Below are 14,941 nucleotides of genomic sequence, written 5' to 3'. Positions count from 1 at the left end.
AGCCGAAAGTTGCTGGGCGCTCCGCGCCGGCGCGTGCAACGCTTGTGTCACCAAAGAAGGGAGTCGGAGCCATGAGCAACAGCGCGTTCTGGGATGACCTCCACGGCGACCTCGAAGACCCGGTGTTTCGCGACGACTTCGTCGCGGCGGCCGAGGAGATCGCCGAGACCGACGCCGCCAACTCGGTGTCACCTGAGGAACTCCGCCATCGTCGCAATCAGTTCATCGCCGAGAGCTCGGCCGAGCTCGGAGACATCGACGCGTCCGAGGTTGCCGACCTGCTCGACGAGGCGCGCCGCAACGCCTGATCCTCACGCGCCGCATGGCACACTTGAAATGTTCGACGTAGACCCAGGAGGCAGCCATGACTCTCAATCCGCAGTCTGACCTGCCCGCCGAGTGGATCAGCGACAAGCAAGACCTCGCCGAGCTCGTGAAAGGCGTGAAGCCCTACACCGGCGGTGACGAGTACGCGATCCCGGGCTTCTTCGCCAGCGACGAGGAGCAGCAGGAGTTCGTCGCTTGGGTGCGAGCCGAGCGCGACAAGGAACTCGTCTGACGCATGGCTGTCGTCGTCCTCGACACCGACGTCATCTCGGGACTCGTCAAGAAGAACCTGCCAGCAAGCCTCAACGCGAAGCTCGTCGGCCACCAACTGATCACGACATTCGTCAGCGCGGGCGAGCTCGAACGCTGGGTGGTCCAACGCGACCTGGGCGCACGACGCAGGGCCGAGATCGAGCGATGGGTCGCTGGTCCGCTCATCACCGGTGGCCGCGACATTGCCCGCAAGTGGGGCGAGATCATGGCCTACGCGGAGAATCGCGGTCGGCCTCGGCCGGTCAACGACTCGTGGATCGCCGCGTGTTGCTTGGTGCAAGACGTGCCGTTGGCGACCTTGAACACAGGACACTTCGGCGACTTCGCCGAACATGAGGGCCTCAAGATCATCACGCCGTAGAAGTTGGAGTCCGTCACGCGACTCGCCGACCAAGCAGCAAGTCCGCTTGCTCGGGCATCCGGTCGACGCCGCCGTAGGCGTCAATGACGACTTGGTCACGCGAGGCGACGGTGATGCCGTCGATCTTCTTCCGGCCGACTTCGCTCACGCCGTCGAACGGAATCAGGGTGATGCGAAGGCCGAAGGAGCCCGGCTCCTTGCGGACAAGCTTTGCAGCGCTCGCCGAGCGAACGACGTCCTCGACGTAGAGCACCGGCCACGCCTCCCCCGCACTGGACAGGTAGGCGTTTGCGCCTGCGTCGCCGGTGAGCGCGTAGTCGAGATGTTTGCGACCCAGCGCGACCGCCACCTCTTGCGCGCCTGACCCTGGCTCGAAGTCGACCGAGCCCGATCGTCGAGTGAGCCGAGCGGCGCGGCCCGCCCGGAGCAGCAGCTCTGCCTCCCTGCCGACCACCGCTCGACCCACCTTGTCGACAAGACCGATCCGCGCCCAGCGCTGCCGCCACACGTCGATCCCGGGCACGGCCGCGAGGTCGGCGCTCGTCGGGTCAAGCGCCAGTCGTGCGGCCGCGATCGCAGCGACATCGGCTTCGCCAGTGAAGCCGATCGGCTCCCCCAAGACCGCCAGGATCTCCTGCGCCAAGTCGAACGACGGGCTGACCTGGCCGGCCTCGATTCGAGTGACGGTGGTCGGGGCGACGTCGACCAGCGCCGCGAGCTGACGGGCGCTGAGCCCGTTCACGCGGCGCAAGGTCGAGATGCGCTCCGCAAGGTCCATGACACCAGTCTAAAGCGGCGTTGCAAATCTGCAACATGTCAAGAAATCGGCCGAAAGCTAACACGTCTCCACGACCTGTTAGATGACCTCACACGTCACCCGAACACGTGCGGCGAGACCGCTTCGAGCCGTGCCACTGGCCGCCAGCGGCAGGCCAAAGTGATACACGAGAGTGATACACGAAGCCCCGGAAACGGTGTCCAGCGGCGATACGGCGTGAACCGAGATGACGCGCCGTACCCACTCTGACCTGCGGTTTCGTCGAAACCCGTCGATGGTCGCCTACGCGGCCACTTCGTGGCACCAGTGGCAGGCGGCGTAGCCGACGCTCAGCAGGACCGGCACGTTGCGCCGCCTGGCCTCCTCGAACGCCGCTGGCTCCCACTCCCACCAATCGACAGGATTGTCCTTGTGCTGCAGGAGATAGGGGCTCGTCGCGTTGGCGAGACGGTTGGCCATTCTCTGACTCCTGACGGGCGGCACATGTATCTTCTCTCGCCCCGGTGATGCACGAGAGTGATGCACGAGGCAGGTTCTGGGGAACCAACGGCGACTCCCCTCCTCCAGCCTAGGAGGGAGCGTGTTGCCGCCGTGCTTGACGCCCGCCCCGCTGGCCCAGGGCAAGCCCCGCACGCTCGGCGGAAGTGCGCGCCCGTGGCGGCTGCGTCTCTACGCGTCGGAGGACGGCGGCACGAATCATCAAGTGATGTCCCGCGCCCCCACCGGCGAGGGCGAGCCGTGGAAGCGCGTCCTACGCCGGGCCAACTCCGAGGAGGAAGCGCGCAAGACCTTCGCCCAGGCCGAGGCAGCTCTCGACACCGAGAAGGACACCCCGGCCGGCGCCGACGTCCGCGCAAGCCGCACCGTCGAGACGCTCGGCAACGAGTACCTCAAGGACAGCATCGAGCGCGGCAAGCAGCCCCGGCACGATGGAGGGACGCGAGTCACGACTCAACGCCCACATCCTGCCCACCATCGGCGGCGTGCCCGTCGCGAAATGGCGGGTCGAGCACAGCCGTCTCGTGATGGAGAAGGGAGCGAAGACGATCTTCTCCCAGCGCGGCCGCGAGGACCTGCGCGGACAGCTCGCCGCGATGCGCAAGCTCGCCTGGAGGCTCGACTGGCTCAACCGCAGCATCGACCCCCTCGACGGCCTGGAGATCGGCAAGGCCAACGTCCTCCACGGAGCGACAGCGCAGTACGTCGACCCCCGCCTGCGTCCCGAGACACGACAGGTGAGAGCGATGGCCGACGCCGCCGAACAACTCTGCGGCCCCGACGGCACCGACCCGCTGCTCACCCGGCTCCCCCTGTTCGGCACCAAGATCCGCGTCGCCGGCTTCGGCGGCCTGCGCCTCGGCGAACAGAACGCGCTCCGCGCGATCGACGTCTTCTTCGAGCACGGCTACATCCACGTCAACGGCGCATGGATCACCCCGCGCGGTGCCGCAGGCTTTCGTGGGCCGGTGAAGAACCACACCCTCCACGAGGTGCCGCTGCCCAAGTCGCTGATGCACGACGAACTCCTCCCCCGCGTCAAGGAGTTGCTCGGACTGCCTGCGAAGGCGTCCCTCCAACAGGTCGTCAACGCCCAAGAGGAAGAGCGCCAACGCCGAGCGTCACTGGCCGCGAAGGAGAAGGACCGGAACCTCGCGTGGTGGAACTACCCGGTCGCCCCCGAGGACGAGCTCTGGCTCCCCGGACATCGCCGAGCGGATGCGCCCGGGCGACGTCTTGGTCATCGACGAGGCAGGGATGCTCGACCAGGACACTGCCCGCGCACTGCTGACGCTGGCCGACGAGGTCCAGACGACGCTGCTGATGGTGGGCGACCGACACCAGCTCCCTGCCGTCGGTCGCGGCGGAGTGCTCGACCTCGCGATCCGGTACGCGCCCGACCGGGTGACGCAGCTCGACGCGGTGCGCCGGTTCTCAGACCCCGCCTACGCCGAGCTGTCGTTGCAGATGCGCCGCGGCGAGAAGCCCGGCGAAGTCTTCGACGAGCTGGTGCGTCGTGGCGAGATCGTGATCCACGCCAACGACGTCGAGCGGCAGCAGAAGCTCGCCGTCCGATCCATGCGCGGCGAACTCGTTGTCGGCGACACCCGCGAGCAGGTCGCCAAGATCAACAGCCTCACCCATCACGTCCGCGCCACTATCGGCGAAGTGACCGACGACGTCGTCACCGCATCTGGCGAGCGGATCGGAGTTGGCGACAAGATCGCCACCCGCCGCAACGACCACGACGCCGACGTCGCCAACCGCGAGACCTGGACCGTGATCGCCTGCGATCGCGGCACGCTTACGGTCAAGGGCGAAGCCGGCCAGCGGACGCTGTCGCCTGGATATGTGCGGTCTCATGTCGAGCTCGCCTAGTAGAGCGTCGCAGCTGTTAGTTGGGGTATAGGTGGCGGAGTTTGATCCGGGCGTTGTCAGTCGTGAACTGCCAATCGACCTGACGCTGGTCAGCGTTGGTGGCGTGCTGCCAGGCGGTGAGCTCGGTGTTGAGGACGTCGAGGTCGGCGATGCGGCGGTCCAGGCATTGCCGAGTCAGCGCGGAGAGCTCGATCTCGGCGATGCTGAGCCAGGACCCGTGCTTGGGCGTGTGGTGGATCTCGAGTCGCTGAGCCAACGCGAGAGCCTCGGCCGGTCCGAAGGCCTCGTAGAGCGAGGCGATGTTGTGGGTGTTGAGGTTGTCCATCACCAGCACCACGGTCTCGGCGTCGGGGTAGTCATGAGTGAGTATCTGCTTGACCTGGCTGGCCCAGTCCAGGCGGGTCCGGCGCCGCAGGGCCTGCACACGTCGCCACCCGGCCAGCGGCTCGACCCACACGAAGATCGAGCAGGTCCCGTGCCTGACGTACTCGGAGTCCTCGCGCAGGTCGCGGCCCGGTGCCGCGGGGACCGGGTCGCGAGCGTGGTCGAGGAGCCGGTAGGGCTTCTCGTCCATACACACCACCGGACGCATCGGGTCATAGATCCGGGCGTAGACCGAGAGGATGTCCTCCATCCGGGCCGCGAACTCTGCGTTCGCCTTCGGTGGAATCGTCCAGCAAGCCTTCAGATGAGGACGCAGTTTCGTTTTTTTAAGACCCGCCCGATGGTGGAGTGATCCAGGTCCGGGATGTCGTTGACCAACACGACGTGCTTCTCCAACAGCCGCAGTGACCACCGCGAGTAGCCCTCCGGCGGCGTCGAGCAGGCCAGTTTGATCAGTCGGGCCTCAACCTCGCCGGTGACCGGCGAGGGCACCGGAGGACCGGCTGGCTTCTTACGCCCAATCGTGGCGTGCACATCTCCACCCGTCTCAGCGAACCGCTTGGCCACCAACCGAAGTGTCTCGCCCGATACCTCGAGCCGGGCCGCGATCTCCTCGCCGAAGTCGATCTCTCCCATCGAGGTATCCAACGCAAGCAGCACCCGCGCCCGCCTGATCATCGAGGCCGGATGGACCCCGGTCACGGTGATCCGAACCAACTCTTCACGACCTGCCTCGGTCAACAACACCGGGCGCTTCTTGTGCGACGGCATGACGAACGTCCTGTCAGGCAGAGGGGAAAGATCCGCCAGAACCAACCTCCCAACAAAACACCCCAGAACTCAGCAGCCACACGCTACTAGTCGAGGTTCTGCAAACGCACTCACCTGTGATCGTGCGCGTCTGCGCGGTTTCAGTCTACTGCGGTTCAGGTCGTGGGGGCAGAACAAAGCCCCGCGGTGCCCAACTAGCCGAGGCTAGACAGAGGACGGTTCCCGCGGGGCGATGTACTGAGGATAGCAGGTATGTCCGAACCTCCGCGTCTGCTTGATGCCGTGCAGGCTGAGCGGTGGCTGAGTGCGCCGAGGTATCGACGCTATCTCGCGGTGGCGGGCGGAGACCACGCCCTCGCGATGGAGACCTACCTGTGGAACTCCCGCGTCGCAGCGGCGGGGATCGTGGATGTCGGGCACCTCGAAATCGCTGTCCGCAACGCCTATGACCGTGAGCTGTCGCGGCGGTTCTCCGATTGGTCGATCAATGCGCAGTCGTCGTTGTTCCGGTTGGAGCAGGGTGTGCAGCGTGCCCGCGTGAGGCAGCATCGTCGGAACCAGGCGAGCCTGGCCCGGATCGCGGATGCGAAGCGGGGCCGGCGCCTTCCCGCGCCGCCTCAGCGACAGCTACACCCATGACGCGGGCCCGGCTTCGGCCCCAGACCTCGACATCCTCAACACCGAACTCGCCGCTTGGCAGGCCGCGACCAACACTGAGCAACGCCAGCTGTGTGCCAGCCGCAGGCTACTCGGACTCGATGGCGACGGTGTCGGTCCTGCTGGCGATCGTGTTTCCTCGGGCGTCGAGGTAGTTGAAGCGGACCTGGTCGCCGTCCGCGCCGGTCGGGACCTCCCCACCGAACGCTGTCTCCTCGACGGGAAAAGACCTGGTCCAGCCCGGTCCCGTCACCTCGACACTGGCGACGTCGGCCGTCACGCCTTTGAACTCGCCGTAGACGACAGCCGGGCCATCTGGGGATATCTGCCAGTAGACACCGCGACGCGGGTCGGTTTCCTCGCCGGGATTCCAGCGGGCGCAATCAATGCCGACGTCTTCGGGCCGTGTCACCGTGCCGGTCATGTCGCGGATGACGCACTGGCCGTCGGCGTCGGCCGTGTCGGCGTACCAGATGCGGGCGTGCTTGCCGTTGCCGAGCGGGATGTCCGCCACCAGACGTTCGCCATTGATCGGGTAGGGCCAGCCGTCCTGCCCGTCGCGGAGTTGCTGGAACCGCTCGGTGACGATGTCAGGGACGAGCCCGGTGGCGTGGGCGGTCCCGCCTGCGACGATGACGCCGCACAGGCCGAAGGCGGCGACCCAGTTCCATCGCGGCTTGCGCCGGCGTTGCGGCGTGGTCTGCACGCGGTTGAGCATCTCGAGGGAGTGCTCGTCAGTGAGGTGTTCGGCGCGGGGCCGGATCTGGTCGAGGATGTTCATGGCGTGCTCCTGGTCAGGCGAAGGTTCGGAGTGGCTGCCGAGGACTCGATGCGCGCTCGGGCTCGGTGGAGTCGCATTCGGAGGGCTCCGGGGCGGCACCCCAGGACCTCGGCTGCTTGCTCGGTGGTGAGGCCTTCCCAGGCCACAAGCAGGAGCGCCTCGCGGTCGCGTTCGGGCATGGCCGCGAGGACTGCGAGTGCTTCTGCTCGCTGGGCAGCGGTGACGTCTGCGTCCGTTGCCGGGTGGGCTGATTCATCGAGCAGCGCGAGGCGTTGTTCCAGGCTGCCTCGCCGGCGAAGGGAGCGGCGATGATTTCGGACGTGCCCGTGGGCGACGGATATCAGCCAGGGCAGGGCCTCAGCGGGGACCGCGTCCCAGGTTCGCCAGGCGGTGAGGAACGTCGCGGCGGCAACATCGTAGGCCGCGTCGAGGCCCACATGTCGCTCGGCATAGGCCACCACGCGGCGGATGTGTGCGTGCCAGCACGCTTCGAACTGCTCGGCGTCCACGTGCGCTCCGTTCCTCGACCTCACACTATGGAACGTCCGGCGCGGCAGTGGGTGTCACGCCCGAGTTCGGGTTTGATCGCACAGTTCGCCGATCCGTTCGCCGCCGACAGTGACCTCGGGGTAGCTCGATGGTCCGCGGGTCGCGGTCCCTCGGTTGATCAGCAGGTGCGGGTTGGCGCTGTCGGGCCAGCGGTGGTTCCGGTGGTCGAGCCACGCTGCGAGACGTCGAAGGGACGATGAGAGCCTCGCCACCAGCGAGCATCGGCAAGGGTGATCCCGAGGGCGATCAGGGCGAACGCGCCCGCGGTGGTCCAGCCGATCGTGCTCGTCTGCCAGTCGCCGTACTCCCCACCGAGGGCGTAGGGGAAGACCGGGAGCCCGTGCTGGAACGGGCGCACGAGCGCCCAGCCGGTAGCGACCGGGACGGCGAACGTCGCGGCGAGCAGGCCCGGCATCGCCTCGCCTCCCGATCGTCGCCAGGTCGCCCAAGCCGTGCCCGCGACGATCGCGACCAGGCCCTGGAGGAGGATCGCGAGCTCGTGCTCGAAGAGCACCGACCGCGCATGGAGGACGACCGCTACCCACACCGCGGCCAGCGACACCACTGCCGGCAGGCGAGCGGTCGTGCGCCACGCGAGACCACGTGGTGCCACGTCGACGACCGCGGCGGCCTGCTCGTCAAAGCACCAGGCCGCCGCTCCGACGAGGACGGCGACGGCGGTGCCTTCCAGCGGCCAGAGGACCCACGGGTCCCGTCGCACCAGCTCGATGAGTACGACGACGAGCGCCGCCGCCAGGGCGACCCGTGTCCACGGGACCGCCCTGGCGGCGTAGCCGAGCATCAGCAGAAGCCGCAGATCGCCGGGTTCACGACCTGGTCGGTGTAGCCGACCGTCATCGCGAGCACGCCGAGCACGACTGCAGCGGCGACGAGCCCGAGCGCGACCCTCCGCAGCTGCACCCGGTCCGACTCCGGGTCGTGGTAGACCGCGATCACGACGCCGAGCACGCAGAGGACGATCAGGTAGACCAGCCAGATGAACGGGTTGCCCGGGTAGGTCCCCATGTGCCACTCGTAGTCGGGGCCTGCGCCGGCCGTCATCGCGCCGGTGAACTCCCCGTCGTGGAGCGCGACCTGACTGAGGAAGTAGGTCCACACCCAGAAGACTCGGTAGGGCTGCAGCCCGATCAGCCCGCCCTGCAGCAGGATCGTCACGATCACGAGCAGAACCGAGGCGATCACCGCGACGCCGCGCTTGGGCAGATAGCGCGCCAGCAACAGCCCCAGCAGCGGGCCTCCGACGGCACTCATCACGCCGTCGCCGAACTGCATCGCGTGCACGAATGCGTTCGAGATGCCGGGCGGCATCACGTCGTCGGTCGGCGGGTGCACGTACCACGTGATCACCGCGGCTACCCAGGCCACGAGCGCCACCGACGCGGGCACGACGACTGCCGCAGCGAGCGCGAGAGTGCGCGTGCGCTCCGGCACGGCTACGGCACCGGCCGCCGCGGCGGCACGGTCCGACCTGTGGGTCAGGCCGTTCATGACCACCAGGCCGAGCACACCGAGCAGCGCGCCCGGGACGATCATGTAGCTGCCACTCGAGCCGCCATCCAGGCCGATGCCCGCAAGCATCAGGGCCGCGAGGAGCAAGGTCAGCGCAGCGCCGAACCAGAACAGCTTGTGGTCGAGATAGTTGCGGATCTCCTGCTTGGCGAGCACACCAAGCGTCGACCCAGGTGCGAGCGATGTGATCATGGGGTGACCCCTTCGGCGAATCGCTGCTCCGCCCGGAGCAGCAGATAGGCGTCCTCGACACTCGGGTCGACGACGGAGGAGTCGGGAGCGGGCTGTCCCCCGACGGACCGGACCAGCCCGGTTCCGGTCTTCCAGGTCTGGACCGCGCCCACACTGGCGGTCGGCCCTATGTGCACACGAGCGGTAGCGGTCGCGAGCAGCTCGGGGACGGATCCGTCGAAGCGGACCCGGCCACCGTCGAGGACGATCACCCGGTCACAGAGCGCGGCGACGTCCTCGGTCTGGTGGGTGGAGATCAGCACGGTGCCAGCGGCACCAGAGAGCAGGCCGCGCAGGGACGCACGCTGCTCGGGATCGAGGCCGGTGGTTGGCTCGTCGAGGATCAACAGCTCCGGCGCACCGATCAGCGCCTGGGCGATCGCGAGGCGACGACGCTGGCCGCCCGAGAGCTTTGCCACCTTCATCGAGCCCCGGTCGCCGAGGTCGACGAGAGCGAGCACGCGACGCACCTCGGCGTGACGGGCTCCGCTCTCCTTCCACTCTTTGAGCACGGCGATGTAGTCGAGGAAGCCGAAAGCGGTCATGCCGCGCGGGAACACCACTTCCTGCGGCGTGTACCCGATCCGGCGACGCGCCTCGACCCGGGCGGCATGGCCGCCGGTGACTTCCTGGCCGGAGACCTCGATGCGACCCGCGCTCGGCGGCAGGGCCGTGGAGAGCAGTCGCAGCAGGGTGGTCTTGCCGGCGCCGTTCGGGCCGAGGAGACCGATGACACCGGTCTGCAGGTCGATGCTCGTCGGGTGCAACGCCGTGGTGGCGCCGTACCTCTTGGAGACATCGGCGAGCGATGCGACCGGCGTCATCGGGCACCCCCCAGCTTGAGGGTCGTCGTACGCAGCACGAGTACGACGGCCAGTGCGACCGCAACTGCCGCGACCAGCAACTGGGCGGTCATCGTGCTCAACTCGGAGTAGACCGGACTCACGACCACGACCCACACGGCGCTGACGACTCCGGCTGCGACCCAGGCATCCAGCCAGGTGTGCAGCACCAGCGCCGCGAGGACCAGCCCGAGTGACGGCAGCAGCCACACGGACGTCAGCGAGCCTAGGCCGGGCACTACGAACCCGATGGCCGCTGTGGCGGGCACCGCGATCGCCAGGGCCGCCGCGGCCCTGAGCAGTGCAACCCGGAGCTTGCTGACGGGAGTGGGCTCCGCTACCTCTCGGAGCGAGTCGGTGGCGTCGAACGCCGCGACCACCGAGAGCACCGGCACGAGCGGGACGAGGAGAAGGAAGGCCAGCTCCTGACGAACGCCGGCTAGCGTCGTCGCCAGGACCGACGCCAGCGCACCGGCCACGGCAACCGCCCACGACACCGTGATCGCGTCCGACGCCCCGATCACGACCAGGTCGCTCTCGGGGATGCCCAGCCGCTGTAGGGGCCGCAGCGGCCGGGGCAGCCGCGGGCGGGTGATCGTCGCCTGCACGGCCTCCCACACGGCCGGGGCAGGTGCGGCATAGGCCCGGGCTGCCGCCCGGCACCCCGCGCAGCCCGCCACGTGCGTCTCGACCGACGCCTCGGCGGCGGCGTCGAGCATGCCCGCTGTGTACGCCGCCCAGACCGGTGCCTCCACATGCCAGACGGTCATGTCAGTCCCTCCAGAGCGATCAGTTGCTCACGCAGCCTCGACTTCGCGATCCGGACCCGGCTCTTCACCGTGCCCTGTGGGATCCCGAGAAGTGCGGCTGCCTCCTTGGTAGTGAGGCCGTCGATGACGGTTGCCTGAAGCGCTTGCACGAGCTCGGGGGAGAGAGTCTTGAGTGCGTCTCCGACCGAGCCGTGCGCCACCGCGACGAGCAACTCGTCCTCCGCGCTGGCCACGACCGGGCCGGCCGCGGTGAGCACGTCGTCGGCGACCGGGGTCGGCGCGGCCCTCTTCCGCAGGCGGCTGATCAACTGCCGGATCGCGATCCCCCACAGCCACGCACCCAGATCTCCATCACCACGAAACGCCTGGGGCTGCCTCCAGACGGCAACAAAGGTGTCGTGCAGCGCCTCGTGCGCGAGGTCCTCGTCCGGGGTGCGGCGCTTGAGCCGGAGCATCAGCCACGCCGAGTGCCGCTCCACCAATTCGCGCAGAGCGGCCTCATCGCGTTCGGCCACGAGCGCCAAGAGCCCCGTGTCGTCGATGTCGGCGAGCGTTTGCACAACAACACTGTCGCGCGTCGGGGCCGAAACGGATCACATACCGGCCACACAGATTGCAGAGTCACCGCGGATGCGGGGATCTTGTGAAGATCGACTACGACCACTCCAACTCCGACCCAGAGTCCACTAGCGTCCGGTTCCGGGGGTGCGACATGGGGATGCGCAGGGTCCTGATCGGTGGCGCGTGGCTGGTGACTGTGTCTGCTCTGGTCGTCTCGATGGCGCCTGGTGTCGGGGCACACCTCGGCGGAGTGTGGCCCGGGCTTCCGGTGCATGGCTATCCGCAGCGGGTCGGGTTCGTCCGAGGCGCTCCCGACCTCACCAGCTCGGCGGGGCGTCTGGCACTCGTCGTAGAAGACAACAACTTCGGCAACGCCACCTACGAGGCGCTCAACGCCGCCGGCCGGGCCTGGACCGTGCGCAGCGCCACCCCGCCGTCATTGTCGCCGGATGGGCTGCTGATCGCGACCACGGTTGGTCGAGACGACGACACGGTGCTGCGAATCCGGGACCTCGGCGACGGTCGCACGATCACCCAGGACGAGATCCGGTACGCCGCGGGCGACCCCGCAGCTGACGGCCCACGGCCACGGTTGGCCTTCGACCCGCTCTTGGCGTGGTCGGCTGACGGCAGCGCTCTCCTGATCCAACTGCGAGGGCGGCGGCCGACTCCGGCGGCGGTTCTCGACGTCGCGACCGGCCAACTCCACTCGGTCCCCGGCCGCGGTGCCCCACTGGGGCTCCTGCCAGATGGCCGGGTAGTGCGGCTGGCTGTCATCGGCCCCCGAGACGCCCCGACCTTGCTGGTCGCCACCACAACACCCGGCGGGCCGGCAGGTCCGGCCACGGCACTCCGCCCGGACGAGCCGTGGGGTGACCCCGGTCACCCACTGGGCTGGGCGATGGCTCCCGACGGCGACCTGGTCGTGTGGGACCAGGCACCCGACGGCGGGACCCGCCTGCGTTGGTTCTCGGTGTCGGACGGAAGCCAGACCCGCACGGTCACCGCCGACCTGGACCCCATCTGCGCGGTGGGCTGGCGCGGCGACCAACCAGTGTTGAGCACGAAGTCCCGCAGCTACGGCCACCAGGCCGAGACGCTGCCGCTCGGCGACGACGGCGACCTGGAGTCGCTCGTGGCGGTCCACCACCGGATGCAGTCGTCCTGCGTCACCTTCGCTGACGACGCCCTCGAGGCCGGACCGACCCGGATGCTCTGGGGGACCTGGGATGCCCTGTGGACGTGGTACTGGCGCCCGCTGCTCCTCGGACTGTTGCTCCTCGGCGGGCTCGGGTGGCTATGGTCGCGCCGTGGGCGGAAGGTGAGCAGAAGGTGACCTGGTGACTGGATAGCCGATCAGGCGACGGTGGCCCGGCTACGAATCGGGGAACGGCCCCGGTCCAACCGAGAGGCATCACCATGAACAGGAGCCAACTCATCGCCCCACTGCTGGTCGGAGCGCTCGCCGGGCTCGGTCCGGTTCGGGCGGCAACGGCCGTCGCCCCGAAGGCGGCAGCCGCCGGGAGCGAGACTTGCTCTCTCCGGCTGGTCACCACCAAGGCAGTGAACCTGCAGCACGACGGCAGCGGCACCGACGAAGTGCGAGCTCGCTTGGGCAACACCAACACCCGGACGCGGGCCTACACGCTGGGGCAGCGACGCAACACCTTGAGCGACGGCACGGAGCACTTCAGCGACACCACCCAGCTCTCGCTGCAGGTGTTGGTGCGCGACGTGGTCTGGCAGACCATCGACACCCGGTCGGTTCGATGCGAGGACCGGACGCGCGACTTCGTGCTGTCCAACTCGGACGCTCGATACAAGACACGGGCCGTCATCGAGGTGCTGCCCTGACCCGAGCGGCCGGGGCCTTCCGGTGTCGTCAGTGGAGTGGTCGGGCGACCTCGCCGTAGCGTGTGCCTCGTGCACTATGTCGGCGTTGACCTCGCTTGGGGGCAGAAGCGACCAACCGGGGTGGCGGTGCTCGACGCCGCGGGCCGGCTCGTCCACGTGGCGACGATGGTGGGCGACGAGGAGATCGTCGCCACCGTGTCGCCGTACCTGGCCGCCGACTGCGTCGTCGCGTTCGACGCCCCGCTGATCGTGAAGAACCCCACCGGCAACCGCAAGGCCGAGGCTGACCTCAACCGCGACTTCGCCCGCTTCGAGGCCGGTGCCCACCCGTCCAACACCGGGAAGCCCGAGCTCACCAAGCCGCGAGGCGCCGCGTTGAGCGCTCGCCTGGGCCTGGACATGGATCCCCGGTCGACGTCGAGTCGGCGGGCGCTGGAGGTCTATCCGCATCCGGCGACCGTGGCGCTGTTCCGGCTGGGCCGGACGTTGAAGTACAAGCAGAAGTCGGGCCGCTCCCTGGAGACGCTGCGCACCGATCTCTTGCTGCTGGCCCAGCTCTTGGAGGGGCTGGCGACCGCCGACTGCCCCCTGCACCTTGCCGACCATGACGGCTGGCGTGAGTTGGTGGCGACCGTGCAGACCGCCAGCCGCAAGAGCGAGCTGCGCGCTGTCGAGGACCAGGTCGACGCTGTCGTGTGTGCCTATGTCGCCATGCTCGCCGACCAGCGACCCGACCGGGTCACGATCTACGGCGACGTCGAGTCCGGCTACATCCTCACCCCGACCCTGCCCGCGGGGCATCAGCCGTCTCCGCGGCCACCCAAGCCGTTCGCAGATCCGGTGGCTGCGGCGGTGCGCGACTACGCGGCCCTACGACCAGCCCTGGTCCCCGCCGCGGAGCAGGTGGTTGCGCTGATCACCGGCCTGCTGGACGACGCCGGCATCAACTACCAAACGGTCACCGGTCGCACCAAGACGGTGGCGTCCTTCGCCGCCAAGGTGGGCCGGTTCCTAGCCACCGCCCCGGACGCCTCGCCGCTGCTCGACATGACCGACCTGATCGGCATCCGGGTGATCACCTATGTCCACCGCGATGTCGACGCCGTCGCCACGTTGCTGCACGACGAGTTGGAGGTGCACGACGACCGCGACCTCGGCGAGGAGACCGCGAGCCAGGGTCGGTTCGGCTACTCGAGCCGACATCTGCAGGCGAGGTTCGGCCCCGAAGCCACGGCCAGCTGCCCCGCGGTCGGCGAGCGCCAGGTGCAGATCCAGATCCGCACCGTCCTGCAGCATGCGTGGGCGGAGTTCGAGCACGACATCCGCTACAAGGGGACGGTGCCCGAGGAGCACACCCACGACCTGGATCGCCGATTCACCCTGGCGGCCGGCCTCCTCGAGCTCGCCGACCAGGAGTTCTCGACGATCCAGGACCGGCTCCGCTCGCGCCTGGTCGACCACGAGCCAGATGTCGACGCGGACATCGGCGCCGAGGATCCTCGCATCACGGCGCCGGAGCTGGCCGCATTCCTCGCCGGGCAGTACCACGACGCCGACTGGTCGCGCACCGACCACTACGCGTGGATCGCGGGTCTGGTCCTTGAGCTCGGGATCACCTCGCTGAGGGAGCTGGCGGAGGTGATCCGCCAAATCGACTCCGGTGCGTTGGAGGCCAAACTGGGCTACCGCCACCGGACGGGCGCGGTCCGCCGCCTGGACGACGCCCTGCTCGCGGCGTACGGCGAACGCTACGTCGCCCTGAGCGGCAACGCCCACCGGATCGGGCTGCTCACCGACCGCCTCGCCCGAATGGCGGGGCCGCCGACATCGCGGTAGCCCCCGAGGGGACGATCCCCCGCCCCATGGCCAACGTGGACCCGAGGCGTTAGCGTGGCG

Annotated in this window: 19 protein-coding genes and 1 pseudogene; 8 read left to right on the top strand and 12 right to left on the bottom strand. The window is 68.6% G+C overall.

The genetic code is table 11. From position 1 onward, the window contains the following. The first annotated feature begins 71 nt into the window (after window positions 1–71). Genes QM714_RS17810 through QM714_RS17800 form a run of 3 tightly spaced genes read left to right on the top strand, consistent with a single transcriptional unit; the run spans window position 72 to window position 961 of the window. Entirely contained in the window at window positions 72–308 is a 237-nt protein-coding gene (locus tag QM714_RS17810) for a hypothetical protein (protein WP_415102674.1), read from the top strand. A 56-nt stretch (window positions 309–364) separates the two neighbouring features. Next, window positions 365–559, top strand: a complete 195-nt coding sequence (locus tag QM714_RS17805; RefSeq protein ID WP_415102673.1) for a hypothetical protein — start codon at window positions 365–367, stop codon at window positions 557–559. A gap of 3 nt (window positions 560–562) precedes the next feature. Further along, the gene (locus QM714_RS17800; protein WP_415102672.1) at window positions 563–961 is read left to right on the top strand and encodes a PIN domain-containing protein; all 399 of its coding nucleotides are present in this window, start codon (window positions 563–565) and stop codon (window positions 959–961) included. Window positions 962–974: 13 nt separating this feature from the next. On the opposite strand, the gene QM714_RS17795 is transcribed toward QM714_RS17800, so the two are convergent. The 3 genes and pseudogenes from QM714_RS17795 to QM714_RS17785 all read right to left on the bottom strand — a co-directional run bounded on the left by QM714_RS17795 (window position 975) and on the right by QM714_RS17785 (window position 3,349). Beyond that, window positions 975–1,739 carry a helix-turn-helix transcriptional regulator gene (locus QM714_RS17795; RefSeq protein ID WP_415102671.1) on the bottom strand — a complete coding sequence of 255 codons (765 nt, stop codon included), beginning with the start codon at window positions 1,737–1,739 and terminating at the stop codon, window positions 975–977. A gap of 288 nt (window positions 1,740–2,027) precedes the next feature. Further along, a pseudogene (locus QM714_RS17790) lies at window positions 2,028–2,198 on the bottom strand (DUF255 domain-containing protein); the annotation flags it as partial. 485 nt (window positions 2,199–2,683) lie between these two features. Continuing rightward, the gene (locus QM714_RS17785; RefSeq protein ID WP_415102670.1) at window positions 2,684–3,349 is read right to left on the bottom strand and encodes a hypothetical protein; all 666 of its coding nucleotides are present in this window, start codon (window positions 3,347–3,349) and stop codon (window positions 2,684–2,686) included. Window positions 3,350–3,455: 106 nt separating this feature from the next. Here QM714_RS17785 and QM714_RS17780 point away from each other — a divergent pair, with 106 nt between their 5' ends. Beyond that, window positions 3,456–4,115 (top strand): AAA family ATPase, encoded by a 660-nt coding sequence (locus QM714_RS17780; protein WP_415102669.1) that lies wholly within the window; start codon window positions 3,456–3,458, stop codon window positions 4,113–4,115. A 16-nt stretch (window positions 4,116–4,131) separates the two neighbouring features. Here QM714_RS17780 and QM714_RS17775 read toward each other — a convergent pair whose 3' ends face one another. Then, on the bottom strand, window positions 4,132–4,911 hold the full coding sequence (locus QM714_RS17775; RefSeq protein WP_415102668.1) for an IS630 family transposase: 780 nt from the start codon (window positions 4,909–4,911) through the stop codon (window positions 4,132–4,134). Then, a complete protein-coding gene (locus QM714_RS17770; protein ID WP_415102667.1) occupies window positions 4,800–5,270 on the bottom strand; it encodes a helix-turn-helix domain-containing protein in 471 nt (156 codons plus the stop codon). Before QM714_RS17770 ends, QM714_RS17775 begins: the two co-directional genes overlap by 112 nt. A 252-nt stretch (window positions 5,271–5,522) precedes the next feature. On the opposite strand from QM714_RS17770, the gene QM714_RS17765 reads away from it, so the two are divergent. Beyond that, window positions 5,523–5,909 (top strand): hypothetical protein, encoded by a 387-nt coding sequence (locus QM714_RS17765; protein WP_415102666.1) that lies wholly within the window; start codon window positions 5,523–5,525, stop codon window positions 5,907–5,909. Between the two features lie 106 nt (window positions 5,910–6,015). Here QM714_RS17765 and QM714_RS17760 read toward each other — a convergent pair whose 3' ends face one another. From QM714_RS17760 to QM714_RS17730, 7 genes are all read right to left on the bottom strand, one after another. After that, window positions 6,016–6,708, bottom strand: coding sequence for a hypothetical protein (locus QM714_RS17760; RefSeq protein ID WP_415102665.1), 693 nt, complete (start codon window positions 6,706–6,708; stop codon window positions 6,016–6,018). Continuing rightward, entirely contained in the window at window positions 6,705–7,217 is a 513-nt protein-coding gene (locus tag QM714_RS17755; protein ID WP_415102664.1) for an RNA polymerase sigma factor, read from the bottom strand. Before QM714_RS17755 ends, QM714_RS17760 begins: the two co-directional genes overlap by 4 nt. A gap of 158 nt (window positions 7,218–7,375) precedes the next feature. Beyond that, window positions 7,376–8,059 carry a hypothetical protein gene (locus QM714_RS17750; RefSeq protein ID WP_415102663.1) on the bottom strand — a complete coding sequence of 228 codons (684 nt, stop codon included), beginning with the start codon at window positions 8,057–8,059 and terminating at the stop codon, window positions 7,376–7,378. Then, window positions 8,059–8,979, bottom strand: coding sequence for a hypothetical protein (locus tag QM714_RS17745; protein WP_415102662.1), 921 nt, complete (start codon window positions 8,977–8,979; stop codon window positions 8,059–8,061). Before QM714_RS17745 ends, QM714_RS17750 begins: the two co-directional genes overlap by 1 nt. Next, window positions 8,976–9,842 (bottom strand): ATP-binding cassette domain-containing protein, encoded by an 867-nt coding sequence (locus QM714_RS17740; RefSeq protein WP_415102661.1) that lies wholly within the window; start codon window positions 9,840–9,842, stop codon window positions 8,976–8,978. The genes QM714_RS17745 and QM714_RS17740 overlap by 4 nt, the downstream gene beginning before the upstream one ends. Next, window positions 9,839–10,630 carry a zf-HC2 domain-containing protein gene (locus QM714_RS17735; protein WP_415102660.1) on the bottom strand — a complete coding sequence of 264 codons (792 nt, stop codon included), beginning with the start codon at window positions 10,628–10,630 and terminating at the stop codon, window positions 9,839–9,841. The genes QM714_RS17740 and QM714_RS17735 overlap by 4 nt, the downstream gene beginning before the upstream one ends. Further along, window positions 10,627–11,190: an RNA polymerase sigma factor gene (locus tag QM714_RS17730; protein ID WP_415102659.1), complete on the bottom strand. Its 564-nt coding sequence runs from the start codon at window positions 11,188–11,190 to the stop codon at window positions 10,627–10,629. Before QM714_RS17730 ends, QM714_RS17735 begins: the two co-directional genes overlap by 4 nt. Before the next feature lie 83 nt (window positions 11,191–11,273). On the opposite strand from QM714_RS17730, the gene QM714_RS17725 reads away from it, so the two are divergent. From QM714_RS17725 to QM714_RS17715, 3 genes are all read left to right on the top strand, one after another. Further along, window positions 11,274–12,527, top strand: a complete 1,254-nt coding sequence (locus QM714_RS17725; protein ID WP_415102658.1) for a hypothetical protein — start codon at window positions 11,274–11,276, stop codon at window positions 12,525–12,527. An 83-nt stretch (window positions 12,528–12,610) separates the two neighbouring features. Continuing rightward, window positions 12,611–13,045 carry a hypothetical protein gene (locus QM714_RS17720; RefSeq protein ID WP_415102657.1) on the top strand — a complete coding sequence of 145 codons (435 nt, stop codon included), beginning with the start codon at window positions 12,611–12,613 and terminating at the stop codon, window positions 13,043–13,045. Window positions 13,046–13,114: 69 nt separating this feature from the next. Continuing rightward, window positions 13,115–14,881 (top strand): DUF429 domain-containing protein, encoded by a 1,767-nt coding sequence (locus tag QM714_RS17715; protein ID WP_415102656.1) that lies wholly within the window; start codon window positions 13,115–13,117, stop codon window positions 14,879–14,881. The last annotated feature ends 60 nt before the right edge of the window (window positions 14,882–14,941 follow it).

This window comes from Nocardioides sp., from assembly GCF_047602075.1.
GTDB lineage: Bacteria > Actinomycetota > Actinomycetes > Propionibacteriales > Nocardioidaceae > Nocardioides.
Note: the sequence above shows the minus strand (reverse complement) of the source record. Positions and strands in the feature narration are given on the sequence as shown.